Annotated in this window: 25 protein-coding genes; 13 read left to right on the top strand and 12 right to left on the bottom strand. The window is 47.0% G+C overall.

Translation table 11 applies throughout. From position 1 onward, the window contains the following. Positions 1–27 precede the first annotated feature (27 nt). The 5 genes from DP923_RS11310 to DP923_RS11290 are packed head-to-tail and all read left to right on the top strand — an operon-like array spanning position 28 to position 5847. Complete coding sequence (locus DP923_RS11310) at positions 28–1218, top strand: glycosyltransferase family 2 protein (protein ID WP_112305960.1); 1191 nt, start codon at positions 28–30, stop codon at positions 1216–1218. Next, positions 1211–2491, top strand: a complete 1281-nt coding sequence (locus DP923_RS11305) for a glycosyltransferase (protein ID WP_112305959.1) — start codon at positions 1211–1213, stop codon at positions 2489–2491. The genes DP923_RS11310 and DP923_RS11305 overlap by 8 nt, the downstream gene beginning before the upstream one ends. After that, positions 2481–3773: a glycosyltransferase gene (locus DP923_RS11300; protein ID WP_112305958.1), complete on the top strand. Its 1293-nt coding sequence runs from the start codon at positions 2481–2483 to the stop codon at positions 3771–3773. The genes DP923_RS11305 and DP923_RS11300 overlap by 11 nt, the downstream gene beginning before the upstream one ends. A gap of 50 nt (positions 3774–3823) precedes the next feature. Beyond that, a complete protein-coding gene (locus DP923_RS11295) occupies positions 3824–4804 on the top strand; it encodes a glycosyltransferase family 2 protein (protein WP_112305957.1) in 981 nt (326 codons plus the stop codon). After that, positions 4801–5847 carry a glycosyltransferase gene (locus DP923_RS11290; protein ID WP_112305956.1) on the top strand — a complete coding sequence of 349 codons (1047 nt, stop codon included), beginning with the start codon at positions 4801–4803 and terminating at the stop codon, positions 5845–5847. The genes DP923_RS11295 and DP923_RS11290 overlap by 4 nt, the downstream gene beginning before the upstream one ends. A gap of 68 nt (positions 5848–5915) precedes the next feature. Here DP923_RS11290 and purE read toward each other — a convergent pair whose 3' ends face one another. Together purE and DP923_RS11280 are read right to left on the bottom strand one after the other, a co-directional pair. Then, positions 5916–6443, bottom strand: a complete 528-nt coding sequence (purE, locus tag DP923_RS11285; protein WP_112305955.1) for a 5-(carboxyamino)imidazole ribonucleotide mutase — start codon at positions 6441–6443, stop codon at positions 5916–5918. Between the two features lie 2 nt (positions 6444–6445). Continuing rightward, positions 6446–7576, bottom strand: a complete 1131-nt coding sequence (locus tag DP923_RS11280; RefSeq protein ID WP_112305954.1) for a 5-(carboxyamino)imidazole ribonucleotide synthase — start codon at positions 7574–7576, stop codon at positions 6446–6448. Between the two features lie 197 nt (positions 7577–7773). Between DP923_RS11280 and DP923_RS11275 the strand changes: the two genes are divergently transcribed. After that, positions 7774–8397: a MarC family NAAT transporter gene (locus tag DP923_RS11275; protein ID WP_112306251.1), complete on the top strand. Its 624-nt coding sequence runs from the start codon at positions 7774–7776 to the stop codon at positions 8395–8397. A gap of 210 nt (positions 8398–8607) precedes the next feature. Continuing rightward, the gene (hemE, locus tag DP923_RS11270) at positions 8608–9642 is read left to right on the top strand and encodes a uroporphyrinogen decarboxylase (RefSeq protein ID WP_112305953.1); all 1035 of its coding nucleotides are present in this window, start codon (positions 8608–8610) and stop codon (positions 9640–9642) included. 222 nt (positions 9643–9864) lie between these two features. Here the strand turns inward: hemE and DP923_RS11265 are convergent, their stop codons facing one another. The 5 genes from DP923_RS11265 to DP923_RS11245 all read right to left on the bottom strand — a co-directional run bounded on the left by DP923_RS11265 (position 9865) and on the right by DP923_RS11245 (position 14980). Further along, positions 9865–11664 carry a TrkH family potassium uptake protein gene (locus DP923_RS11265; RefSeq protein ID WP_112305952.1) on the bottom strand — a complete coding sequence of 600 codons (1800 nt, stop codon included), beginning with the start codon at positions 11662–11664 and terminating at the stop codon, positions 9865–9867. Continuing rightward, entirely contained in the window at positions 11645–12664 is a 1020-nt protein-coding gene (locus DP923_RS11260) for a bifunctional heptose 7-phosphate kinase/heptose 1-phosphate adenyltransferase (protein WP_112305951.1), read from the bottom strand. Before DP923_RS11260 ends, DP923_RS11265 begins: the two co-directional genes overlap by 20 nt. Then, positions 12664–13878, bottom strand: coding sequence for a pyridoxal phosphate-dependent aminotransferase (locus tag DP923_RS11255; protein ID WP_112305950.1), 1215 nt, complete (start codon positions 13876–13878; stop codon positions 12664–12666). Before DP923_RS11255 ends, DP923_RS11260 begins: the two co-directional genes overlap by 1 nt. 202 nt (positions 13879–14080) lie before the next feature. Beyond that, on the bottom strand, positions 14081–14689 hold the full coding sequence (gene recR / locus DP923_RS11250) for a recombination mediator RecR (RefSeq protein WP_112305949.1): 609 nt from the start codon (positions 14687–14689) through the stop codon (positions 14081–14083). Between the two features lie 9 nt (positions 14690–14698). Next, on the bottom strand, positions 14699–14980 hold the full coding sequence (locus tag DP923_RS11245; protein ID WP_112305948.1) for an ATP-dependent Clp protease adaptor ClpS: 282 nt from the start codon (positions 14978–14980) through the stop codon (positions 14699–14701). Between the two features lie 341 nt (positions 14981–15321). Here DP923_RS11245 and DP923_RS11240 point away from each other — a divergent pair, with 341 nt between their 5' ends. Beyond that, positions 15322–17484: a S9 family peptidase gene (locus DP923_RS11240; protein WP_112305947.1), complete on the top strand. Its 2163-nt coding sequence runs from the start codon at positions 15322–15324 to the stop codon at positions 17482–17484. Positions 17485–17643: 159 nt separating this feature from the next. Further along, positions 17644–18186 carry a hypothetical protein gene (locus DP923_RS11235; protein WP_112305946.1) on the top strand — a complete coding sequence of 181 codons (543 nt, stop codon included), beginning with the start codon at positions 17644–17646 and terminating at the stop codon, positions 18184–18186. 26 nt (positions 18187–18212) lie between these two features. Here DP923_RS11235 and DP923_RS11230 read toward each other — a convergent pair whose 3' ends face one another. From DP923_RS11230 to DP923_RS11215, 4 genes are all read right to left on the bottom strand, one after another. Continuing rightward, positions 18213–18980 carry a DUF6503 family protein gene (locus DP923_RS11230; RefSeq protein ID WP_239021016.1) on the bottom strand — a complete coding sequence of 256 codons (768 nt, stop codon included), beginning with the start codon at positions 18978–18980 and terminating at the stop codon, positions 18213–18215. Positions 18981–19100: 120 nt separating this feature from the next. After that, on the bottom strand, positions 19101–19748 hold the full coding sequence (locus DP923_RS11225) for a YceI family protein (RefSeq protein ID WP_112305944.1): 648 nt from the start codon (positions 19746–19748) through the stop codon (positions 19101–19103). 48 nt (positions 19749–19796) lie between these two features. Beyond that, positions 19797–20270, bottom strand: a complete 474-nt coding sequence (locus DP923_RS11220) for a MarR family winged helix-turn-helix transcriptional regulator (RefSeq protein WP_239021015.1) — start codon at positions 20268–20270, stop codon at positions 19797–19799. Between the two features lie 85 nt (positions 20271–20355). After that, a complete protein-coding gene (locus tag DP923_RS11215) occupies positions 20356–21345 on the bottom strand; it encodes an enolase C-terminal domain-like protein (protein WP_112305943.1) in 990 nt (329 codons plus the stop codon). A 290-nt stretch (positions 21346–21635) separates the two neighbouring features. On the opposite strand from DP923_RS11215, the gene DP923_RS11210 reads away from it, so the two are divergent. The 4 genes from DP923_RS11210 (at position 21636) to DP923_RS11195 (ending at position 25828) form a co-directional block, all read left to right on the top strand. Beyond that, positions 21636–23069 carry a dicarboxylate/amino acid:cation symporter gene (locus tag DP923_RS11210; protein WP_112305942.1) on the top strand — a complete coding sequence of 478 codons (1434 nt, stop codon included), beginning with the start codon at positions 21636–21638 and terminating at the stop codon, positions 23067–23069. Between the two features lie 501 nt (positions 23070–23570). Further along, positions 23571–24566 (top strand): c-type cytochrome, encoded by a 996-nt coding sequence (locus DP923_RS11205; protein WP_112305941.1) that lies wholly within the window; start codon positions 23571–23573, stop codon positions 24564–24566. 282 nt (positions 24567–24848) lie between these two features. Further along, positions 24849–25286, top strand: coding sequence for an RDD family protein (locus tag DP923_RS11200; protein WP_112305940.1), 438 nt, complete (start codon positions 24849–24851; stop codon positions 25284–25286). A gap of 32 nt (positions 25287–25318) precedes the next feature. Next, a complete protein-coding gene (locus DP923_RS11195) occupies positions 25319–25828 on the top strand; it encodes a methylated-DNA--[protein]-cysteine S-methyltransferase (protein WP_112305939.1) in 510 nt (169 codons plus the stop codon). 5 nt (positions 25829–25833) lie between these two features. On the opposite strand, the gene DP923_RS11190 is transcribed toward DP923_RS11195, so the two are convergent. Next, the gene (locus DP923_RS11190) at positions 25834–26406 is read right to left on the bottom strand and encodes a histidine phosphatase family protein (RefSeq protein ID WP_112305938.1); all 573 of its coding nucleotides are present in this window, start codon (positions 26404–26406) and stop codon (positions 25834–25836) included. Positions 26407–26437: the final 31 nt, after the last annotated feature.

The raw sequence follows: 26437 nt of genomic DNA, 5'->3' as shown, positions 1-26437 counted from the left end.
CTTACAACGATTTATACTTTATACTTCATGGCAACAGCTGTACTTGATCTGGAACTGGAAAACCTACCGCCAAACGTTTCTGTTTCGGGGCATTATACTAAGGCTTTTGTTTTGCTGAGGTACAAAGGCCGCCCGGAAGGAAAAATTATACTGGATGTACGAAACGGCATAGTAGAGATCACGGAGAATCTATCTAAAATCTTAAATACGGTCAGCCATACGTTATGGCAAAGCCAGGTGCATGCTTATTTAAACTGGGACGAAAAAGCTGTGGCAGGTTATACTTTGCCTGGCGCTACAATAGCTGTTTGCACCCGCGACAGGCCCGATGATCTGGAACGGTGCCTGGAAGCCCTGATGCGCCTACCTGATCTTGGCCAGGAATTTCTAATAATTGATAACTGCCCCTCAACGGATGCCACGCAAAAGCTGGTTGCCGCTTACCCACGCGTACGTTACGTACGCGAAGACCGGCCAGGTTTAAATGTAGCCCGCAACAGAGCCATGCGTGAGGCGTCAAACGAAATTGTGGCTTTTACAGATGATGATGCCACCCCCGATGCAGGCTGGTTAAAAGCCATCCTGCTAAATTTCAGTTACCCGTTAGTGCAGTGTGTAACCGGTTTAACCATGCCACTGGAATTAGAAACAGAAGCCCAGGAAACATTTGAAAAATTTACACCCTTTGGCCGTGGTTTCCGACGCATACTTCACTCCGAAAATACGTTAAACCCGCTGGCAACCGGCCGTATAGGGGCAGGCGCGAACATGGCGCTGCGCAAAAGTATCTGCCACGAGGTTGGTTTTTTTGATGAAGCACTGGATGCCGGAACACCTACTCACTCTGGCGGCGACCACGAGATATTTACACGAATATTAGTAGCAGGTTATACGATCATATACGAGCCGGCCGCACTCAGCTGGCACCGCCACCGCAGATCCATGCAGGAACTGGAATCTACTTTGTATGGCTACGGCGTAGGTGTTTATGCACTCTTAACCCGCCACTTACTTATAAACAAAGAATGGGGCGTTTTTAAAATTGCGTTCAATTGGTTTTGGTACAGCCAGCTAAAATCGCTTGTAAAAGCATTGTTAAAACGCCCGGGCGCCATCCCTGCTCCCCTTATACTTGCCGAACTGAAAGGCTGCCTGGCCGGACCAGGTTTATACTTTAAATCAAGAAAAAAGCTAAAAGCACGTGCAGCCCATGTATAACGAACAGGAAGTCAGCATTATCATACCCACCCATAATCGCCCGGAATCTTTGGGGAGGTTACTTAACGGACTTGCTGTTCAGGATTATCCTATGCACTTGCTGGAGGTTATTGTTGTGGCAGATGGCTGTAATAACCAAACCAAAGACATTGTTGCTGCCCTCGATGTACCCTATAAACTACAACTGATCGAGTTAACTAACCAGGGGCCATCTGTTGCCCGAAACCGTGGCGTAGCCGTGGCCCAGGGCACACTACTTATTTTTCTGGATGATGACCTGGAGCCGTGTCCTGGTCTGGTGCAGGCACATGTACTGGCGCATACTATTCCTAACCGGGTTGTAATCGGGTACCTGCCTTACAAATCAACCAAACTTACTGGCAAATATATTACCCGGCTCAGATCATGGTGGGAAAGTAAGTTTTATACCATGCGGCAGCCAGGCTACCGTTTTATGTATACTGATTTGCTAAGCGGTAACTTCTCTTTACCGGCCACCGTCTTCAAGCAGCTCAACGGCTTCGAAGAAACCCTGCGTTGCCGCGAAGATTACGAGTTTGGTGTCAGGCTGATCAAAGCCGGGGTAGATTTTTATTTCTCTACGGATGCCTGGGCTGTGCACCGCGACGAAGCAACCGACTTCAGCAGATCGCTTACACGCAAACGCCAGGAAGGGAATGCCGATGTGCAGTTTGGCCGCTTACACCCTGATTTAGTTCGTAATTTATACTTTGCGTCCTATTCAAAAAGACATGCCAGGGTACGCAGGCTCTTATTTACGCTGGTTTTCAGGGTGCCTGCTATCGGTAATCTGTTTGCTTTTATACTGGCAGCTTGGGTTGACCTCCTCCTGAAGATAAACTCCCGGAAAAGATGGCACAAGTACTCCAGAATACTACAGTATTACTGGTATATGAAAGGCGTTTCTGACCAATTGCCGAACCTGGTACAACTCCGTAACTATATACGGGAATACAGAAAGCCACTTATACCTGTTCCGGCAGTGGACATCAACCTGGACCAGGGCATGCAAAATGCAGAAGCACAGGTAGACCAGCTACGCCCTGCAACGGTCAACTTACGTTACGGTGACCAGTTCATAGGCATTATTGCGCCACAACATGGCGCTGAGCCTTTGCGCGGCATGCACCTACGCGCCGAGTTAGCGCATCGGTATAGCTGGCAGCTATCGCAGGCGCTTGCCCTTGATAAATTAACAGCAGATAGCAGCAAACTGAATTCTCAACCACAAAACATACTTTATGCAAACTAAAGTACTTGAAGTTGAACTGAGCGAGGGGCTGACTGCGATACAGGTAGATGCGGCTTACAAAAGTTACCATATACTGGTGCGTTATAACCGTTTACCACTTGGCTGGATAACGATTCCAACCGCTCAGGTTAACCAAATAACAAAGGAGCACCTGGAGGAAGTTATAAAAAATAAGATCGGCTATCGTCTTTTGCATCAGGCACAACGCCGCCAGTTTATGCCGGTCCAGGCTTCTGTACCAGCCGCTCATACTTCAGAAGGCATCAGTGTGATTGTTTGTACGCGTAATCGTACACAGTTTCTGGCGCGTTGCCTGGATACGTTATTTACTCTGGAGTATCCGACCTTCGAGATTATTGTGGTGGATAATGCACCCTCTAACAATGATACCCTGGAACTGACAACTGGTATGCCAGTACGTTATGTGCGCGAAGACCGCCCTGGGTTGGACTGGGCCCGCAACCGCGGTATTGCAGAAGCCAACTACAGTATAGTAGCCTTTACGGATGATGATGCCTGTGTAGATAAATTCTGGCTACAGGCAATAGCTAAAACTTTAGCCGACCCGGACGTAACTGCTGTTACCGGCCTTGTGGCTCCTGCAGAACTAGAAACCAGGGCACAGCACATTTTCGAGTTTGGTTATGGTGGTATGGGGCATGGTTTTTCATACAGAAAACTATCCCGAAAAACTTTGTCAGATCGCCAGATGCTCCGGTCCGGAAGCGTTGGCATAGGTGTCAATATGGCTTTCAGGCGTGCTATATTTCAACAGACAGGGCTTTTTGATACGGCACTGGACGTAGGTACGCCTAGCTGTGGCGCCGGCGATATTGAGATGTTTTTCAGGCTACTCAGTAAAGGCTATACTTTTGTTTACGACCCGGCCATGCTGGTTTGGCATACACACCGGCAGCATCTGCCTGAGCTTCAAAAACAGATAAAAGACAATGGCCGCAGCTTTGGTTGTTACCTTATTACATGTTTTAAAAATAAGAACATTAAATTGTCTTCTATCCTGATATTTTTTTTACTAGATTGGATAGGAACTTGGCATTTCCGGAATTTTTTAAAGCCACGTGCACCCCTTTCCAGAAAGTTTGTTCTGATAGAATTAGCTGGCATGCTGCAGAGCCCTGGGGCTTACAGGGCCAGCCAGGCATATGCCTGTAAGATAGCCGCTAAAACACCATCAGAAGATAAGCAGGCTTATATAAGAAATGAGCCTGCTGCCCCGGTACCCTCGCAACAAGTACAAGAGAAAACAAACAGTAACGCATAAAAACACATGTAATATTACTAACCGTACCTTAAGAACAGGCCTAAAAACCAATGACAAGAATACCTGCTTCGCCACCTGCTATCCTGCCCCTTCCTTCCGATCGGGAAAGGCCCTTATGGTCAGTAATGATACCTGTATATAACTGTTCCATATTTCTGCCCCAGACCCTCAACTGCCTGCTTCGCCAGCAAATATCCGAAGATATGATGCAGATAGAGGTAGTGGACGATGCCAGCACCGATACAGATGTGGAAGCGTTGGTAAACGAGATTGGCAAAGGCCGCATTAAATACTACAGACAACCACAGAACGTAGGCAGCCTGCGTAATTTCGAAACCTGTATTAACCGGGCACAGGGCCAGTTGGTACACCTGTTACATGGCGATGATAAAGTACGGGAAGGGTTTTATGCAAAAATAACATCCCTCTTTGAGCAATACCCGGAAGCGGGTGCAGCTTTTTGCCGTTATAGCTGCGTAGATGAAAATGGCGCCAGAATATATGATCAGGGTCGTATCATACAAAAGGACGGGATCTTAGAGAACTGGCTCGTGCAGATTGCGGAAAGGCAGCGGACACAATATGTAGCTAAGGTAGTGCGACGCGAAGTATACGAAAAGCTGGGATCTTTTTATGGCTTAACATATGGCGAAGATTGGGAAATGTGGGTGCGCATTGCCAAGCATTATCCTGTAGCGTATACTCCGGAAATTCTGGCCGATTACCGGAAACACACAAACTCAATTACAGAAAACAAATACCTGACAGGCCAGAACCTGGAAGACATAAGCAATGTTATCAACTTGATACAAACGTACCTACCACTTAACCAGCGACAGGAGGTCCTGCGCAGGTCAAAAAGTTATTATGCTGCCTACGGACTTAAAACAGCCAGCCAGCTTTGGTCCAGATCCAAAAACAAACAAGCCGTTTATGCGCAGGTAAAGCAGGCGCTCCGGTTATACAAAACACCCTTACTCTTCTGGAAAACAGCTAAAATATACTTCAAAGTAACTTTTAATAAAGTATGATTTTAGGCGTTTCAGTAATAATCTGCACTTATAATGGCGTTGCGCGCCTTCCGGAAACATTACGCTATATCTCACAGCAACAGGTACATGCGTCTATCCCATGGGAAGTGATCGTTGTTGATAATGCATCTACTGATCATACATCTGAGGTAGTCTGCCAGGAGTGGGCCAAGTATCAAAGCAATATTCCTTTCTCGCTGTACCAGCAACCAAAGCCCGGGCTAACATTTGCCCGCGAACTGGCACTCGAGAAAGCGAAATATGAATTTATTATATTTTGTGATGATGATAACTGGCTGAACCCGGGATACGTGGAGCTAGCTTATAACATCATGCTCGAACACCCTTCTGTGGGCGCGCTTGGTGGTTTTGGAGAGTTGGTATACGAAATAGAGCCACCGGCCTGGGCTGCTGCACTCCCCCTTTTTGCGAACGGGAAACAGGCAAACGTATCAGGCAAGGTTCCGCGCAATGCTGTATATGGCGCCGGGTGTGTTGTCCGTAAATCGGCCTATAATGGTGTAATAGAAGCTGGTTTCAGGCCCATGTTAAGCGACAGGGTGGCAGCTAACCTGAGCTCGGGCGGAGATTATGAATTGTGCTATGCCCTGGTATTAGCCGGCTATGATATCTGGTACGACGAAAGGCTCCTATTTAAACACTTTATGCCGAAAGACCGCCTGCAGTGGGAGTATTACCTTCGTTTCTTTAAGGAGCGGGCCAAATGCTTCGAAGTGCTGGTTCCTTATCAGCTTATCATAAACTACGGCTGCATTTCAGACAAATCCTTCACAAACAAATACTTTAGTTTATTTATGAAGTTTGCGAAGCAGACCTACCCGCTCCTGCTTAATAAGATGAGGTTTTCGCCAAACTCTGATAAAGGCAAAATAACAACACTTAAACTTAAAGCGCTGCAGTTGCGGCTATCCAGCTTCGGGAAGTTTAAAACGATGAAAGAAAACCATGGCACTATCCTGAAAATGAAACAGGAGAAACTGGATGGCTTAAGCAAAAGTATAACGCTGCAACCCCACCAGTAGCAGCGCTTATTTTAACGTATAAAACAGAAGAGGCAGCACTTAATCATGCTGCCTCTTCTGTTTTATAGTTAATCTACATCCATATCGCCACGCTTCAGTTCTTCCACCGAGCGCAGTACTTTATCTTTTAGGCTGATTTTATACTTTTCGAGTCGGTCAGCAACGGCGGCGCTGGATGTACCCAGAATTTGTGCAGCCAAAATACCGGCATTCTGTGCGCCGTTCAGGGCCACGGTAGCCACCGGTATACCGCCCGGCATCTGCAGTATAGATAATACCGAATCCCAGCCATCAATCGAGTTGCTTGATTTTACAGGCACACCAATAACAGGCAAGGTTGTAAGCGAAGCCACCATACCCGGCAAATGCGCAGCACCACCGGCTCCGGCAATAATTACTTTCAACCCACGTTTGCGCGCATTTTCGGCATATTCCAGCATGCGGTGAGGGGTGCGGTGCGCCGAAACAATGGTCAGTTCATACGGCACTTTCAATACATCCAGCACTTCCGCAGCAGCTTCCATCACCTTCAGGTCTGACTGACTGCCCATTATAATCCCAACCAATGGCTGGTTTGTTGTCGTTTCTTCGGCCATACTTATGCTTTTACTTTGATAACATCTTTAACCGACGCGGCTCGTTGCTGCGCCTCTTCTATATTTTGCCCGAGTACGGTTATATGCCCCATTTTACGGGCGGGGCGGGTATACTTTTTACCGTATAAATGAATGTACACTCCCGGCACGGCTAGTGCTTCCTGTAACCCTTCGTAGGCAGCTTCGCCATCAAAACCGGGCTCGCCCAGCAGGTTCAGCATTACGGCCGCACTTTGTATTTCGGTGGAGCCAAGCGGCAGGTTTAGGATGGCGCGCAGATGCTGTTCGTACTGCGAAGTATAATTTGCTTTGATCGTATGGTGGCCGCTGTTGTGCGGGCGTGGCGCTACTTCATTCACTAAAATTTGGCCGTCTTTGGTCTGGAACATTTCCACGGCAAGTATACCTACCATGCCAAAAGCTTCGATTACGCGGGTGGCAATTTCGATGGCGTGGCGTTGCAATTTATACGGCACATTGGCTGGCGCAAACAACGAATCCACTAAATTATGCTCCGGATGAAAACTCAGTTCCACCACCGGGAAAGCCGTTACTTCGCCGTTGGCGTTACGGGCCACGATCACAGAAATCTCCTTCTCAAAATCGACCAGCTTTTCCAGTATACTTGGTTCTTCAAAGGCTTTTCCGAAATCTGATTCTGAAGTTAACCTCGTTACACCGCGGCCATCGTAACCTTCGCGGCGCAGCTTCTGGAATGCCGGTAAGAAATCGGTGTGTTGCTCCAGTTCAACCTTATTTTTCAGTGTTCTGAACTCCGAAGTAGGGATACTGTGCAGTTTGTAAAACTCCTTCTGTAAGCCTTTATCCTGAATGGTACGCACGGTGCGCGCATCGGGGTATACTTTTACGCCTTCCTGCTCCAGCTTTTCCAGGGCGTCGCAGTTTACGTGCTCTATTTCGATGGTAAGAATATGGCAGTGCTTGCCGAAGTTATAAACCGTATCGAAATCGCGGAAGCTGCCCGTAAAAAACTCGTTGCAAATATTCTTGCAAGGTGCGTTTTCGTCGGGGTCTAACACCAACGTATAAAGATTAAAATCGAGTGCGGCCTGCAGGAGCATACGGCCCAGTTGCCCGCCGCCCAATATGCCAAGCTTTACTTCTCCTTTCATGTATCCGGAAATAAGGTGGTTGTTTCGTTTCTCAAAAATAAGGATTAAGACCGGAGACAAAAGAGAATTACTTAAGATAACCGACTTTTATTTAATTGAAGTATAAAAACGATCCTGCTGCACTGCGCAGCTATACTTTGTATTTACGGCTGCAAAACCTATATTTAAGATTCGATCAACTTTCTGACCCCCGCTGCATGGAAATCATACTTGCCACTTTTACCGCTTTATTTTCTGTCGTGAATCCGTTCGGAGCGATGCCCGTTTTCCTGACCCTTACCCAGGACGACACGCCTGCACACCGTAACCAGCAAGCCCTGAAAGCCTGTTTGTTTATGGTAGGCATTCTGGCAGTGTTTTTTCTGGCGGGGCAGTATGTGCTTAATTTCTTCGGAATCCGCATTCACGATCTTCGCATTGCAGGTGGTTTAATGATTATGCGCGCCGGTTTTGATATGCTGACGCCAGGCGCGAACAAAAAGAAAATTTCGCAGGATGTGGTAGAAGAAAGCCAGCTGAAAGAAGATATTTCTTTTACGCCACTGGCTATGCCCATGCTTTCGGGGCCGGGTTCTATTGCTATCAGCATCGGTTTGTTTACCACCTCGCTCTCCTACTTCGATATGTTTCTGATTTTGATCGGGATCGTTTTACTGGCAACGCTGAGCTACATCATACTCCGGTTCTCGCACCAGCTTACGCGCTTTATGGGAAAAGCCGGGCTGGCTGCACTGGCCCGTATCATGGGTTTTATTTCGCTTTCGATCGGGGTTAACTTTATAGTTTCGGCCTTAACTGCTTTGTTCTTCACCGAGCGCTAAGTATGAATTGTTGCTGGTTGATTGTTAAATTGCTTAAGGGCTGATCTTCGAATAACATGCGTATTTAGTACTTCTCTCATACTTTACCTACTGCATTTTTATCAGTAAAGTATAAACATTCACCCATTTAGCTTTTCAACAATTAACTATTTAACAATTAACCACATCAGCACATTTAATAATTAGCACATTAAAACTTATCTTTGCACCATGCAACTGAAGAACGATTTACTTTTAAGAGCTGCCAAAGGTGAGACCGTAGAGCGCACTCCTGTATGGCTGATGCGCCAGGCTGGCCGTATTTTACCTGAATACCGTGCTGTTCGCGCGAAACTGAGTGGCTTTAAGGAACTGGTAGAAACCCCGGAACTGGCTGCAGAAGTTACCATACAACCTGTTGATTTACTGGATGTAGATGCGGCCATTATTTTTTCTGATATCCTGGTGGTGCCCGAAGCAATGGGTTGTACCTACGAGATGATCGAGAAACGCGGCCCTATTTTTCCGAAAACCATCCGCTCTGCCGAAGACCTTAAAACCCTCCGCGTTGCCGATCCGCACGAACACCTGCACTATGTGCTGGATGCTATAAAAGTTACAAAACGAGCCCTGAACGGACGTGTGCCGCTTATCGGTTTTGCCGGCGCCCCCTGGACTATATTAGCCTATATGGTAGAAGGCAGCGGCTCTAAAACGTTCTCGCATGCGCGGGCTATGTTGTATACAAACCCGGAGCTGGCGCACCAGTTGCTCCGCATGATCACGGATACCACCATTGCTTATTTAAGAGCGCAGGTAGAAGCAGGCGCTAACCTGATTCAGATATTTGATTCTTGGGCAGGTATACTTTCGCCGGCACAATACCGCGCGTTTGCTTTGCCTTATATTGCTGAGATCTGCGATGCACTGCCAGAAGTACCGGTTACTGTTTTTGCCAAAGGCGCTTTCTTTGCTTTAGAAGACCTGGGCAAGCTTAACTGCCAAACCATCGGCCTGGACTGGAATACCGGAATTGATTTTGCACGCCAGCAAGTTGGCCCGAACAAGACCTTACAAGGTAATTTGGACCCATGTCTGCTGTACAGCTCGTTCGATAACATCAAAAAAGAGACCATCGAAATGCTGAAACAATTCGGACCGCAGCGGCACATTGCCAACCTTGGCCACGGTGTGTACCCGGATACGGACCCTGAAAAAGTAAAGTGCTTTATCGAAACCGTAAAAGAGTACGGCGGCAAAGTATAAGTATAAAACAAAGTATAAAAACCAGAACGGCCAGCTTCGTAAAGCTGGCCGTTCTGGTTTAGAAATGTAAAGATATAAAAGCTGTTTAGCGTTTTCGCTTGTAATGAAAAACCGCCGTTGTTGGTGTTTTCACCGACAACCTGTTAGCGCTTGCTGGTGAAAACACCAACAAGAGCAGCGAAAACAATCTCATTATAAAATACTAAACAACTTTATAGTATATTAACCTACAGGCAGGTTTGTTTCCGGGTATTTGTAAGCGGTAGAAGCGGCACGCGTGCTTAGGGCAAAGGCAAGCGTTAAGGTCCCTACCCTGCCCAGATACATCGAAAGAATAATCACCGTTTTACCTACATCTGATAAACCCGCCGTAATACCTGTACTTAGCCCAACCGTTGCAAATGCCGAAACCTGCTCTACAGCCAACTGGATAATGGTAAACTTCGGATCTGAAATGGAAAGTATAAACAGGAAAAGAATGTTCACAAATACCGCAAACGTAAACACTGTAAAAGCTTTATATGCAACCGAATGCGGAATGGTCCGGTTTCCTATTTCCAAGTGACGCTTGTTGCGGAGCGTAGCCGACACGGCCAGTAATAATACCACAAAAGTTGTTGTTTTGATACCGCCCCCGGTAGAGCCCGGCGAAGCACCGATAAACATCAGCACAATAAAGAGCAACAGCGTTGGAGTGTTTAAAACCGAAATATCTACCGTGTTAAAGCCCGCTGTACGCGTAACCACCGACTGGAAAAAAGAAGTAACCAGTGCTTCGCTGAAGTTTAAACCAGCTAGTGTGTTGTTATACTCGAGCAAGAAAAAGCCGATCGTACCTAAGATAATCAGGGCGGCAGAAGTATAAATGGCAATGCGGGATAATAGTTTCCAGTTTTTCCAGGGAGTTTTCATGCGTACACGCATTGCTTTAGGCGAAAAAACATCAATGATAGTCGGAAAACCCAAGCCTCCGAATATGATCAGAAAAGCTACCGTAATATGCAGCATGTAAGCGAATCGCACCGGTTCTGTATACAAGCCTGCCGGGTAAAGGGAGAAACCTGCATTGCAAAAAGCAGAAATGGCATGGAATACCGAGTAAAATATCTTGTTACCCAGAGTCGTAAATTGAGCTTCCGGCCCCCAGGTGTTAAAGATGATCAAAGCGCCAATACCTTCTATGGTTAAGGTAAGCAATATAAGGTTGCGTAGCAGATGCTTGGTTGAGAACAAAGACTCGCCTTCCAGAAGTTCGTGCATGGCAACGTGTTGCTTTATTCCGATGCCCTGCCGCATAAGCGACGCAAAAAAAGTAGCAAACGTAAGTATCCCAAGGCCTCCGATCTGGATGAGCACAATCAGTACCATCTGCCCCGAAAACGTAAAATAAGTACCCGGGTCTACTACAGCCAGCCCCGTAACGCAGCCAGCACTGGTAGCCATAAAGAGCGCATCAATAAAAGGAAGCCCACCCGGCGCTGTTGTCATTTTAGGCAGCATAAATAAAATTGCGCCTATCAGAATAAGTATAACAAAGCTTAACAGGAAGGTTATGGAAGGCTTTATCTGGATGGTTTTGAGATGCACTTTTGTTTCGAGCAACTCCACAATCAGCAGCACCAGCATGTATAAGGTAACCAGCAGCCGGTAAAACTCTACCGATAACGGGATACCTATACTTTCAAAGATATTGAAGATAATAGGGAAACCCAGCAGGTACGTGCAAACCTGGTTTATCAGAATAATGAGCATGAGTATACCCTCGAACCAGGTGCGTTGCAGAAACCGTTGCCGATCGAAACTATAAAGTATCCTGAAAAAATAAATAATGACGAAAACTGCCAGGATGGCGTCTATTCCAAAATAGAGCAACCTTAATACAGCGGCACTTTCTTCTACGCCATGTGCATACACCAGCAGCCCCAGGGCAAGCAACGCCAGCACATAGGTAATGCGCCGCATTGCGGCATAAACAGCCAGCTTGCTGTCGTATAAAAAATGCTTAAACGATTCGATCTGCATACATTTTATCCAGGCTGATCCGTTGCGCTTCTTCCAGCAAACGTTGCTTATCTATTGGTACGACGCCCACCTGCTCGCAAACCAAGCCGCCACCCAGGTTGCTCAGGCCTGCCATAAACGGCAGTGGCGTACGCAACGCCATACAGAGCGCCGCAATACTGATCACGGTATCGCCTGCCCCGGACACATCCGATATGGAACGGTGGTGCGCTTCGATGTATGTTTTCTTCTCGCCTTCCGCTACAAAAACACCGCGCTCCGAAAGTGTAACCAATACCTGTTCCGTCTGTAGTTGCTGCTGCAACTGAGCAACGGCTTCTTCAAAAGCAGGCAAGTTTTCGTCGGCAAAGTCAACTTTCAGGCCTTCTTTCAGCTCTTTCAGGTTTGGTTTGAAAAGCGTACAGCCTTTGTAGCTCAGGAAATTTTTCTTTTTCGGGTCGATAACCGATGGGATGTTGCGCGCATTGGCAAGCTCCAGGAAACGGGCGATATTTGCCTTTGAGAAAACACCTTTGTCATAATCTTCAAAGATCACGACATCGGCCTTATCCAGCAACTGCATAAAACGCTCTTCAAGGTGGCGCTCTTCGTGGGGAGCCAGGTTGTGCTCTATTTCAGAATCGATGCGCAGGAGTTGCTGCGCACCGGCTATAATGCGGTGTTTAATGGTGGTAACGCGTTCCGGGCTTTGCACGATGCCTTCGGTGGGCAGGTTGCGTTCTTCCAGCAAACGCAGGAGATTACCGCCATCCACATCATCCCCTACTACAGAGCAAAGTAACGGCGTAGCGCCCATCGCCTGCACGTTCAGGGCTACGTTGGCAGCGCCCCCCAACCGGTTTTCACGCTTCAGTACGTTAACGATCGGGACAGGTGCCTCCGGCGAAATACGTGTTGATTTCCCCCATAAATAGGAATCTATCATCACATCACCAACTACTAATACCTGCAACTTATTAAAAGCCGCGAATATATTTTCCAGGGAATTTGTCGAACTCATTATTGCAGCTTTGCCAGGCTAATTTTAATACGGCGCAGTGCCTCTACCAACCGCTCGTCTGAGGTGGCATACGAAAAACGGATGCACGTTGGTGCTCCAAACGCTTCGCCGCTTACAAGCGCAACCAACGCATCGGTCAGCAGGAACATACTCAGGTCGAGCGCCGAGTTAATGGTTTTACCTTCGTAACTTTTACCAAAGTAAGCCGTCACATCCGGAAAAATATAGAAAGCGCCGGTTGGTACATTTGTCTTTAGTCCCGGAATATCCTGCATCAGGTCTAAAACCAGGTCGCGGCGACGGCGGTAAGCTTCGGCCATTTCGAGGGCTGAGGCGTTTCCGCCTTTTAATGCGGCCGTAGCTGATTTCTGAGCGATTGAACACGTACCGGATGTAATCTGACTTTGCATTTTATCGCAGGCATCGGCAATGGTTTTGTGTGCAGCCAGGTAACCCACGCGCCAGCCGGTCATGGCGTAGCCTTTCGAAAACCCGTTGATGGTGATCACACGGTCGCGGATAAAATCAAAAGAAGCCATGCTGGCGTGCCTGCCTTCAAAGTTGATGTACTCGTAAATTTCGTCTGCGATGATGTAGATATCCGGGTATTTCTCCAGCACTTTAGCTATGGCTAACAGTTCTTCTTCACTGAAAACGGCTCCTGTCGGGTTGCAGGGCGACGAGTACATGACCACTTTTGTGCGAGGCGTGATGGCTTCTTCGAGTTGGGCAGCGGTAACTTTAAAATCATTCTCCAGCGTACCCTGCACCAACACTGATTTGCCTTCTGCCAGTTTCACGATCTCTTCGTACGACACCCAGTAGGGCGAGAAAATAATGACTTCATCGCCGGGGTTAACCAGACACATCACCGCATTGGCTATACTTTGCTTGGCACCCGTAGATACCACAATATTTTCCGGTTTGAAATCGAGGTTATTGTCGCGCTTGAATTTGTTTACAATTTCCTGGCGTAGCTCCGGGTACCCGGCTACCGGCGTATAAAAGGTAAAACCTTCGTCCAGCGCTTGTTTGGCTGCCTCTTTTATATAATCCGGCGTCTGGAAATCGGGCTCTCCGAAGCTCAGATTAATAACATCGTGTCCCTGAGCCGTTAATTCGCGGCCTTTCTTGGCCATGGCTATAGTTGCCGATTCGGAAAGTGCCGCTATTCTATCAGAAAGTATGGTTTTTGCCTCGTTTATCTGGTGCATTGTATTCAAAATTAGCCTCAAATTTACTTATTATGTTTCAGAGAACACAATGCAAGGGCTATGTTCTCTGTTGTTTCAGCGAAGTAAGTTGGCTATTCGGATTATAAATAAAAAGGAAATGCCTGTTTAAATGAGTTGGCTTTGCACATAAAAAAGGCTTTACCTGCTGGTAAAGCCTTTTCAGTTAACCTGAAGTATAAATTTATACTTTGCCGTAAGCGGTGCGTTCCACTATACTTCGGCCCAGCGTTATTTCATCGGTGTATTCCAGTTCGCCGCCTACCGGCACGCCGCGCGCTATACTGGTAATGCGCACCTGCTGGTCGCGTAGCTTGCGGGTCAGGTAAAAAGCGGTGGTATCGCCTTCCATGGTCGGGCTGATGGCCAGCAAAACTTCTCTTACTTCGGAGCCAGGTAAACGCTCCAGCAACGATTCGATGTGCAGGTCGGACGGACCAACGCCATCAATCGGCGAAATAACACCACCCAATACATGATATAAGCCTTTGTACTGGCCTGTATTTTCGATGGCAATCACATCCCGGATATCGCTAACCACACACAGCAGGCTGCGTTCGCGCAACGGGTTGGTGCAGATATCGCAAACATCGGTATCCGAAATATTATGGCATTGTTTGCAATGCTTTACTTCTGCGCGCATTTTGATGATCGCTTCTGCCAGCAGGAAAGTTTGCTCTGATTCTTCTTTCAGTAGGTGCAGCGCGAGGCGCAGGGCCGTTTTTCTTCCTATACCGGGTAGCTTGGCCAGCTCTTCCACGGCGTTCTCGATCAGTTTCGACGGAAAATTCATTTACCCTCCTTACTCAATATTGGCAGACAGATCTTTGTCGTGCAGCGATGTACACATGCCTTCCAGTTCGTCGTAAGACCCTATTTTAACAGTGCACTTGCCTTTGTAATGGATCAACATCGTGCATTGCTCAGCTTGCTCAGGGGTATGGCGGCATACTTTTATAAGCGTAGCAATCACGTGTTCGAACGTGTTCACATCATCGTTGTATACTACCAGGTTGCGCAGTTCTGTTGTTGCTTCCAGTACCGCGATGTCTTCTTTAATTAAAATCTCAGTATCCCAATTCATTCTGTAAAATTACACATTTTTAAGCATTTTCAGAAGCCCTTTCCAAAGTATAAACAGCCGTGTCTTTTCTGGTCAGGGTATTAGTTTTAACAGCAAGTATGGGCTTATAATTCCACCTCCCCCTAGCCCCCTCCTAAAAACAGGAGGGGGTGATTTTTGAGTTTATTTCCCTTTGCTACTAATAATTTTAGAGTTAGATGGTTAATAGATTGCTAATTTAAAAGTCTGCTATTACCCCCTCCTGTCTTTAGGAAGGGGCTAGGGGGAGGTTGTTCGTTAAAAATTTAACTGCTTTCTTGCATGCTGATAGTCCGATTTATTTAACCAGTTTTATACTTTATATGACTACCCCTTCTTATTTTAAGCGGCTTGCTTTCCTGTTTATACTTTTGGCCACTACTTTGCAGGCACAAAGCCAGGGCAAAATGCTAACCATGGAAGATGCCGTGATCAACCCGGCACTCCAACCCGAAAACCTGCGCCAGCTTTCCTGGATTCCGGGGACGGATGATTTTGTATACCTGAAGCAAAGCAACGGCGAGCAAGTGCTGGTACGTGGCAAAGCGACATCTACAAAACAGGAAAATCTGTTGGCCTTAACTAAACTGAGTAGCGCACTGGAAGCAAATGGAGCAACTAAACTGAAAAGCTTTCCGCAGATGAGCTGGGCCGATGCCAACACAATGGTGTTTGTTGCTGAGAATAAAGTATACCACTACAACCTGAAATCAGGAAAAGCTAAAACGGTAACTTCTTTTAGTGCTGATGCTGAAAACACGGAACTCGACCCGACTGCCCAGCGCGTGGCTTATACCAAAGGCAACAACCTGTATATTTCTGCTGCCGGTGCCGACGATGTGGCTGTCACAAACGAGCAAAACGAAGGCATTGTAAACGGTCAGGCAGCACACCGCTCTGAATTTGGCATCACAAAAGGTACATTCTGGTCGCCGACGGGCAAGCAACTGGCATTTTACCGCATGGACCAAAGTATGGTAACCGACTACCCGCTGGTAGATGTTACGCCACTTCCGGCTAAGCTAAATAACATTAAGTACCCGATGGCAGGCGGAAAAAGCCACCATGTAACCGTTGGCGTGTACAACCTCAACACGAAAAAAACTACGTACCTGAAAACCGGCGAACCGGCTGAACAATATTTGACCAACATTACCTGGAGCCCCGACGAGAAGCAAATTTATGTGGCCGTCGTGAACCGCGACCAGAACCACATGAAGCTGAACCAGTACGATGCGGCAACCGGTAATTTTGTAAAAACGCTGTTTGAAGAGAAAAACGAAAAGTACGTAGAGCCGGAGCACGGTTTATACTTTGTACCCAACAACCCGAACCAGTTTGTTTGGGTAAGCGAGCGCAGCGGCTACGACCATTTATACTTGTACGATACCTCAGGCAAGCAACTGCGCCAGCTTACAAGCGGCGACTGGCTGGTTTCGGATGTGCAGGGTTTCAGTAAAGATGGCAAGGCGTTATACTATAGCTCTACTGCCGAAAGCCCGCTCGAACGCCATTTTTACAAAGTACAATTAAGCTCCGGCAAATCGACGCGCATCTCCCAGGGAAGCGGTACGCACAACTCCACCCTCAGCCCAACAGGCAAATATTATCTTGATAATTTCAGCAGCCAGGTTACGCCACGCAAAATCTGGATAACAGGCACCGACGGAAAAGTAAAGCAAACCTTGCTAGACGCTAAAAACCCGGTGGCCGGCTATACTTTGGGCGAAACAGTTATCTCAGCGATTAAAGCCGACGACGGGTCAGACCTGTATACCCGCATCATCACCCCTCCAAATTTCGATAAGAACAAGAAGTACCCGGTAGTGGTGTACTTGTATGGCGGGCCGCACGCACAGCTGGTAACCAACAACTGGCTGGGCGGCGCTAACCTTTGGATGCACCTGATGGCGCAGAAAGGCTACATCGTGTTCACCATGGATTCGAGAGGCTCTACGGGTCGTGGACATGCGTTCGAAAGTGCTCCGTTCCGCCAGTTAGGCACCGTAGAATTGGCCGACCAACTAAAAGGCGTGGAATACCTGAAAGGCTTACCGTATGTAGATGCCGCACGCTTGGGTATACATGGCTGGAGCTTCGGTGGTTTTATGACGACAACTGCCATGCTGCGCGCGCCAGGCACGTTTAAAGTAGGTGTTGCCGGCGGCCCGGTGATCGACTGGAAATATTACGAAATCATGTACACAGAGCGTTACATGGACAGTCCGCAGCAAAACCCGGAAGGCTACGAAAAAGCAAACCTGCTGAACTACGTAAAAAACTTGGACGGCAAACTGCTGATGATCCACGGAACGGTGGATGACGTAGTAGTCTGGCAGCACAGCCTGGCTTTCCTCAAGAAAGCCGTAGACGAAGGCGTATTGCTGGATTATTTCGTTTACCCGGGCCATCCGCACAACGTACGCGGCAAAGACCGTGTGCACCTCATGAAAAAGATCACCCAGTATTTCGACGAGAATCTGTAAGAAACTTAGGATACAAAAAAGGCGCTGAAGTTATCAGCGCCTTTTTTGTATTCATAAAGTATACTTTCCAAAACAGCTACGCTACGATGGAGTTCACCATAAAAAGATCAGATTACGTACCTTTGCAGCAGTTATACTTTGTAATTTATACTTTGCCTGATGCCTGCACCCTCCGCATCCTTTAAAAAAGCCATCAAACAACTTAGCGATAAGGAAAAGGAAACGCTCCTGCTAAAAGCCGTGCGCCGCGACGCCGAACTGTACGATATGTTTTCGTATGAACTGGGCGAACGCACACTGGAAGAACTACAGGAACAAAGCCAGGATACGATACACGAACTGCTGCTAAACGCAACCGGCCGCAGCCTGACAAAAGCACTGGCCAAATCGCTGCGTAAAGTAGTGAAGGAGATTGCCCGTTTTAAGCGCATCACCAAAGACCCAAAGGCCGAAATAGAACTGCACCTGTATACGTTAGGCATTATCTTCGGCAACTACACCGGCCAGTTCGATAGCTTTTACAAGGTATTTTATACTTCCACGGCGCGTATGCTGCTGCGTACCATCCAGCTCATTAAAAAGAACCTGCACGAAGATTATCACCTCGAGTATAAAGCCGACCTGGACAGCTACCTGGAGCAGATCAGCAACCGCAACAAACCGTTACCCATTACACTTCCAAAAGAGTTTGAGATTGAATAAATCTAATTTATACTTCTGGCTGATGGCTAAGGATTGATTTCGCCTACCTTAACTTCCTCAAGATTTATTTCTGAAACCTGCTCCAACTTTCCGGCTTCGAAGGCTTTGTCATACTCTTCCAGTTTGATAGGCGTTTTCGAAGTATAATTCAGGTAATCCTGGAAACGGATGCCACCCACTTCTCTTGCATTTACCGCCTTCCGGAAACGTGAGCCGCCGCCATTTTCCTTAAAACTATAAGCCAGGTAATCCATGGTATGGCGCTTTTGATGGAACCAGTATACATAGACATCTTCATACCCTTCGCCTCCACCTTCCTGCTGAAAAGTTACCTCTACTTTATTGTATGGCTCGCCGGCAATGGTGGTTTCGCCGAGGTATTTTTTCTGAACAGCCGCATCGTTTAAATAGTAGGGCAACTGCGCAAAGTATACCACCGCGTTAACGGAAGCGCTGTAGGCTTTCTGTTTATCCTCCGGCACGGCTACGGTTGTATCATTTATACTTCTCCTGAAACCGCTGTTCTGCAACACATCATGTACGCGCGCGCCAGTGGAGTCCGTGAATGTGCGGCTGTAAACAAAGGCATCGCCATCGCGCAGGGCACGGTACTGCCTGTCGCGGAGCCGGAACGAAACCACGCTTTTTTTATACTTTTCGCCGCCATGTACGGCAATGGCTTCGTCTACTATCTGCTGCGCATCCGGCTGTTTTTCGGAGCAACCAAGTATAAAAAACAGCATCGGCACCAGCATGAATTTATACTTGAAAGGTGTTGAGAATCTATACTTCATAAGTTAGAAATTAGCAGCTAAAGGTATAAAAATAAATGTAAACCCGGTTTAAACGAAAATCGCTCCGCACCAACTAAGGTACGGAGCGATCTGAAATAACTCCTGTTGATCTGAATCAGATTACTGCTTGGCAGTCAGGTTAATAGATACTGTGAAATCATCGTAGATAGCTTTGTCGCCAATGCTGTCGAAGAAGCTCTTAGAAGCATACTTGATGTCATACTTGGTGCGGTCGATCACAACATCAGCTTTGGCAGTGGCTACACCGTTGTTAACCGTGATAGTTGCCGGGAAAGTTACTGGTTTTGTAATGCCTTTGATCGTAAGATCGCCGGTTACAGTGTGGTTTGGCTTACCTGCCGCTGCTTTTGCAATTGGCTTCAGGCTTGTGATCTTAAAAGTAGCAGTCGGGTGTTTATCTACACTGAAGAAGTCATCGTTTTTCAGGTGGCCGATCAGTTTGCCGTTGTACTCTGCATCCTTGATATCGGTGCACGTAATAGAGCTCATATCGATTACAAAAGAGCCACCTTTTACTTTGTTACCAGCTACATCCAGTTCGCCGCTTTTCAGGGAGATATTGCCCATGTGCTCGCCGGTTACTTTTTTAGCATGCCATTTAACGTCGCTTTTCGCAACATCTACTTTATAACCACGTGCGGCTGCAGGTTTGGTTACTTCGGTAGCGGCAGTTGTGTTGTTATTAGATGCTTGTGCCGAAAATACAAGCACGCTGGCTAAGGAGGCAAGAATTGCGATCTTTTTCATTTGATTTAGTTATTGAATTCTAGGGTTGATGTTAAATTTTATACTTGGTTAATCTCTTATTTTATCGAGCAAACGGTTTAGCTCTGCTGCTTCGTCGGCTGATAAGTGCATAATGCCGCGCCGGCTTTCATGCTCAATTTCTTCCATCTGGGTTAGCAGCGCCAGCCCTTTCTCCGTGATCATCACATCTACAGTGCGCCTGTCTTCGGAGCACTGCTTGCGCGTTACCAGGTCTTTTGCTTCCAGTTTATCTACAATCCGCGAAGCGTTGGAAGTTTTATCCAGCATGCGGTCTATCAGCAAACTGATGGTGGCTGGCTTCGGGTGCTGGCCACGCAGAATGCGGAGTATATTATATTGCGGAAGCGTAATGCCATACGGCTTAAATAGCGCTGCCATCGAGAGTTGCAACCAACCGGAAGTATAAATCAGGTTGATGTGCGCTTTCTGAAAATCGTTCTTAAATGCAGACTGCTTTATTTCGTCTTCTATCTTCATGCCTGAGGTATTGAGCTCAATCATAGTGCAAATATATGTATATACATTTAATGTACAAACATATTACACAAAAATTGAGAAATTAGTTTCTTAATCAGTTAATTATACTTTACTTAAGCGAGAGGAAACCATCCTGTTCGCGTACCAGCCCGAAGGGCTCGTCCTCCACTATCAAAAACCCGTCCAGATCCGCAAAGTCGAAAGAGGCACTCAGTTGCATCGCCGACCAGATGCCCAGGCTGGTTTCCACCATGCACCCGATCATCGCCATCAGGCCATGCGTGCGGGCTTCTTTTAATAAGCGAACGGTGTTCAGGTAACCTCCGGCTTTCATTAATTTAAGGTTAACCCCGTGGAACTGCAGCTTCAGCAATTCAAAATCGGCATTATCTGTTACAGATTCATCGGCTACAAACGGAATGGGCGTGATGTCTTTTAGCTGCATATAAGCATCGGCCAGCGCGGCCGGCATGGGCTGCTCAATAAACAAAATGCGTTTGGAATCGAGCCGGTTCAGGAAATTGAGCAGTTCGTAAGGGTCTTCCCAGCTTTCGTTACCATCTATTACAATGGGTTTATCGGTTACTTCGAGCACCTGTTCCACCAAAGCCATCGCCTGTTCCTTGTTTACTTTCACTTTCAGGCACCGGAAGCGCTGCAGGTTATTGTCCAGTATAAAATCCTGAACTTCGTCCGGGTCCATGATGGGCAGTGAAAAGCAGGTGGTTTGCTGTTTAGGTGGTTTCTGGCCGAGCAACTCGTGCACCGCCAGGCCTTTGTGCTGGCAAAAATAATGCAGGTATGCCGATTCGATCGCAAAGCGCAGCGAATTGGCCGGCGGGTTCTCTGCTAACAGGTCCAACAGCGCTTCCATACTTGTGACCGCTGCCAGCCCGGCCACGAGCAGTTCCTGGTATTGCTGCAGCAGCAGTTCCGGGGTTTCGTTGTAGCGGCTGTTGGGCGCAGCCTCGCCAAAACCGTTAAAGGTGCCATCGGTAACCTGCACCATAAAGTTGATTTTCTCGTCGGTTGCGTTGCGGGCAATCTTCCAGGTATATTTTAGTTTGAGGTGCAAAACCTCGATGCGCCATATCAGCATAAAAGCTCTATAAAATGAGTTGAGAGCGTTAAATTGCCACTTTCTTTTGAAAGAACCTAAACAGCTGCAGTTCAGGAACCGCCTTACAAAACACCGAAAAAGAAAGAAATGCCGGCATACCGCTTAAAATTAATTTAACTGTCTATTGCCAATGTATTTTAAGCGCTTATATTTGTTTGCCTTTATGTTGCAATACCCTATTCTGCAGTTTTTAGCAGCAGTTTAGTTCTTTTGGATTGCCATATAAAGCAGGGCCGCACGCCGCTGCTCTTCTTACAGAAATCCTTTTTATGAAGAATTCTACCTTATCCATTCTTACCCTGATTGCTATTACAATAGCTGCGTTGCTCACTGTTTTGCAACAGTATGAGTTACTGGCGCTCCCGAACGAAGCCCTGATGGCCTCACGCTGGTTTGCCATTGGCCTGCTTATCTTTTACGGCATCAAAAAGCGCTCGCTTACTGCCTGGATCCTGATCAGTATGGTGATCGGTACGGAGATAGGCTACGATTTTCCGGAATTTGCGACCAGCCTCAACGTGCTCAGTAAGGTGTTCCTGAAACTGATCAAAACAATTATTGCCCCGCTTATTTTTGCGACACTGGTAGTTGGTATTGCCGGCCACTCTAACTTAAAACAAGTGGGAAGTATGGGTTGGAAAGCCATTGTATACTTTGAAGTAGTAACCACATTGGCCCTTTTTATTGGCCTGGCTGCCATAAACCTGACCAGAGCCGGCGAAGGAATTGATGCCAGCGCCATTGTGGCCCACGAAGAAATTGTGGCGCCGCCAAAACAAAGCGCTGCCGATATCATCCTGCACGTTTTCCCTGAAAATATTGCCAAATCCATTGCCGAAGGACAGGTACTGCAAATCGTGGTATTTAGTGTGTTGTTTGCAATTGGCCTGGCCATGGTGTCAGAGAAAAAGCGGAAACCGATGCTTGATTTCTGCGAAAGCCTTTCTGAAACCATGTTCAAGTTCACGAACATCATCATGTATTTTGCTCCGGTTGGTGTAGGCGCCGCTATTGCTTATACGGTAGGGCACATGGGTTTTGGTATTCTGCTTAACCTGTTCCAGTTGCTGGCTACTTTATACATTGCCCTGATCGTATTCTGTCTGGTTGTTTTGTTACCGGTTGCGCTAATTGCGCGTGTTCCGGTTAAACGCTTCCTGAAAGCTATTTCGGGTCCGGTTTCGATTGCTTTTGCTACGACCAGCTCCGAAGCTGCCTTACCGCGCGCCATGGAAGAAATGGAAAAACTGGGCGTACCGCGCAGAATTGTAGCTTTCGTAATGCCAACAGGTTACAGCTTTAACCTGGATGGTACTACTTTATACTTAGCACTCGCTTCTGTATTTGTAGCCCAGGCTGCTGGCATCGAGTTGAGTATACAAGAGCAATTATTAATGGTATTTACGCTGATGCTGACCAGTAAAGGTGTGGCCGGCGTACCAAGAGCATCGTTGGTTATACTTTTAGGAACGGTTGCCTCTTTTAACCTGCCTGTCTGGCCGGTGTTTGCCATACTTGGTATTGATGAGCTGATGGACATGGCCCGTACTTCTGTTAACGTAACCGGCAACTGCCTGGCAACGGCCGTAGTAGCCCGCTGGGAAGGCGAATTTAACCCGCAACCGGAAATCGGTCTGGTAGCTACCACCAGCCCGGAAATTGCAGCGCAACTCTCTGAGCCTGAAAGCCACGCGGTGCATTAACAACCACTTTATAAAGACAAACAAAAACAGCCCGGCATAACTGCCGGGCTGTTTTTGTTTACAGTAAGTAGCCATGCATGCGCTTTTACACTTGCTGCTAATGAAGCAAGTTTGTTTTTAAAAGCATCGTCCTCACTACACCTGTTGCATGTTTCACTTACTAGTAAAACCGTAAGTGAAAGTATAGGTATTGGCGACAACGCTGGACAGCTTTACATAAAATAATGTTGCATCAAAAAAATTTTTGGTATCATTATTTAAGCTAGGCTTTACAAACTCATCTCCCTTTAAGGCCGTTTTTGCAGTGTAATTTGGCTTCATCTGAAGTATGCATCAGGCTTGAGTTTCCAAAGAAGCATGCTTATAATCCTGTTTTATACTTTGCTGCCTTACTCAGAATTGCTTTCTTCATAATTTTTATAAATATTGCCAAATATCTGATATACCAATATTTAGATATTACGTAACAACGTATCCGCATCCGAGCTAACCTTATTGCCCATGAAAAAATTGTTAAAAGCTGCCGGCATCCTGCTGGTAGTTTTGCTTACCATTACTGCTGCTGGTTTCCTGTACTTCCGCTACGCCCTTCCTGATGTAGCCGCTGCGCCGGTCATCCGCATCGCTAAAACACCTGCCCTTGTTAAACGAGGCGAGTATTTAGCCAACCACGTAAGCGCCTGCGTCAATTGCCACGCTACCCGAGACTGGAGCCGTTTTTCAGGGCCGGCACTTCCCGGAACCGAAGGCCGTGGCGGCGATAAGTTTGACCACAACCTGGGCTTTCCGGGTGTATTTTATGCAAAGAACATCACCAATGATAAAGAGACAGGCATCGGCAACTGGACCGACGGGGAAATTTTCAGGGCGATAACAGCCGGTGTAAACCGGGAAGGTGAGCCACTTTTCCCGGTAATGCCTTACAAAGCCTACAGCCAGATGTCGGAAGAGGATGTATACGCTATTATCTCTTATATCCGGACGCTTACGCCTGTAAAGCATAAAGTACCTGCTTCAAAAGCAGATTTCCCCCAGAATATTATACTTCGTGCGATGCCCGCTACGCCCCAAAACATGGAACCTGTACTGGACGACGAACTGGATAAAGGCAAATACCTGCTCACGATAGCTGCCTGCGCCGACTGCCATACGCCTCAAAAAAACGGTAAACTACTGGAAGAAAAAATGCTGGCAGGCGGCTTTGAGTTTACGTTACCAAGCGGCGCTACACTGCAATCTTCCAACATCACACCGCACCGCGATACCGGCATCGGAAACTGGACCGAAGAAGAATTCATCAGCAAATTTAAATCCTATGCCGACCCTGCCAAGTTAGCTGGTATGGGCCCTGATGATTTTAATTCTGTAATGCCGTGGAGCATGTATGCCGGTATGCACGAAGATGATCTGAAAGCAATTTACAAGTATCTGATGAGCCTGGATCCGATCAAAAACAAGGTAACCAAGTATAAACCCGCCACGAAATCCAAAGTATAAAACAGAGCCTGCGTAAGCAGCAGCGCTACTGTAATCCGGAAAGAGCGGCTTTATTATTGCCTTTTTATTCCGATATTTATACCACCGGATTTAACTTTTACTCGAGAGCACGATTATAATTTATACTTTGTGTTGCAAGCTGCTCATAGAAGAACCTGACTTCATACTTTTCCGTCTCATAGCACTGCTATGAAGTGCTGAAACTGTTTTGCCGGAGCCTCTTCTGTTCAACTTTCGCCTGCAAAAATAAAATTTAAGCATGTTCTAAAACTCTTTTTGCTTTTGATACCCGAAAACAGTAACCCCCTTACCCACCCTTACGCCCAGATTTGGGCACGTTTTATAGCCATGCTGCTCGATAGCATATTGATGGCCCTTGTTACGTTGGTTATTATGCTGCTGCTCGGCATGAAAATGCCCAACATGGATGATCCGGAAACGCGCCTGCAATTAAACTTAACCAGTATGGTTTTGGGGTGGGTCTACTATTCTTTCATGGAAAGCTCTACATACCAGGCCACTTTTGGCAAACAAGTAATGGGCCTTTTTGTAACCGATATGCAAGGGCAGCGCCTCTCTTTTGGCAAAGCAAGCGCACGTTATTTTGGCCGCCTGTTATCCGGGCTTACGTTTTTGGTTGGGTATTTGGTCGCTTTTTTTACAGCCAAAAAACAGTCGTTACACGATTTGCTGGCCGGTACCCTGGTTTTTAAGCACTAATTATTTTTACCCGGAATTTGTACGATATACTTATGAAAGAAGCACTTTATACGGCCCATTATACTTCCCCGATCGGGCTGATCGAGATTAAAGCGACTGACTTAGGTATAACATCGGTGTTGTTTGTGGAAGAAAGTCAGCCAATAACTGAACCAACACCTGAGACACAGCTTCCGGAAAGTATAAAAGCCTGCCAGTTGCAGCTAAACGAATATTTTACAGGCGGTCGCCGTAACTTTCAACTGACCTTGAACCCAAAAGGTACTAGCTTTCAGGAGCAGGTATGGGAAAACTTGAAAACGATTCCGTTTGGCAAAACCGCGTCTTATATGGATGTGGCCCGCGCTACGTCCGGCGAGAAAGCGATACGTGCCGTTGGCGGTGCAAACGGCCGCAACCCAATATGCATTATTGTGCCCTGCCACCGCGTTATTGGCAGCGATGGCAGCCTGACCGGCTATGCTGGCAAAGTATGGCGCAAAGAGTGGCTGCTCCGCCACGAAGGCATCCTGAAACCGGAAACGCAGCTTAGTATTTTCTAACTTACTTATTGGTTGGCAACAGCTTCAAATGTATCTTCTTCTACAGTGGCTGTATTCTCCGGGCTAACTTTTATCGTAAAAATATAGCTGTACTCCTCATCTCTAATCTCCTCACGAGGTGGTGTAGCGCCAAATGCTTTAATAATTGATAGAACGGTATTCGAGTGCCCGGCTACAAAAACCGTTTTGCCTTTGTGGTTTTGCATGATCTGCTGTTTCAGACCTTCAAAGTCGTGTCCTTCATAAGTTCTGATCTCCATCTTTTTCACAGCTGCCAGTGGTTGCAAGGTTTGGCTGGTACGTACATACTTGGTGGCATAAAAAGCGGCAATAGCCTCCTGGTCGTAAAGATCGCGCAACGCATTGGCCCGCTTTCTTCCAGCTTCCGATAGATTTGGGTCCTGGTTTTTGCTGTCCGAAGTATCTTTTTCAGCGTGACGTACCACATAAATAGTTGTGGTTCCTGCCTGAGTGCTGTCAGTAGTATTATTATTTGCAGCAGGAACAGACGTCTGGCAGGAATAAAAGCTCAGCAGGAAAAGCGAAGCCACTAACTGAAGTATAAAATGTCGTTTCATGTTGGGTTTGAAGTATGATTTTGCTTCGCAA

This window comes from Pontibacter arcticus, assembly GCF_003284895.1.
GTDB lineage: Bacteria > Bacteroidota > Bacteroidia > Cytophagales > Hymenobacteraceae > Pontibacter > Pontibacter arcticus.
Note: the sequence above shows the minus strand (reverse complement) of the source record. Positions and strands in the feature narration are given on the sequence as shown.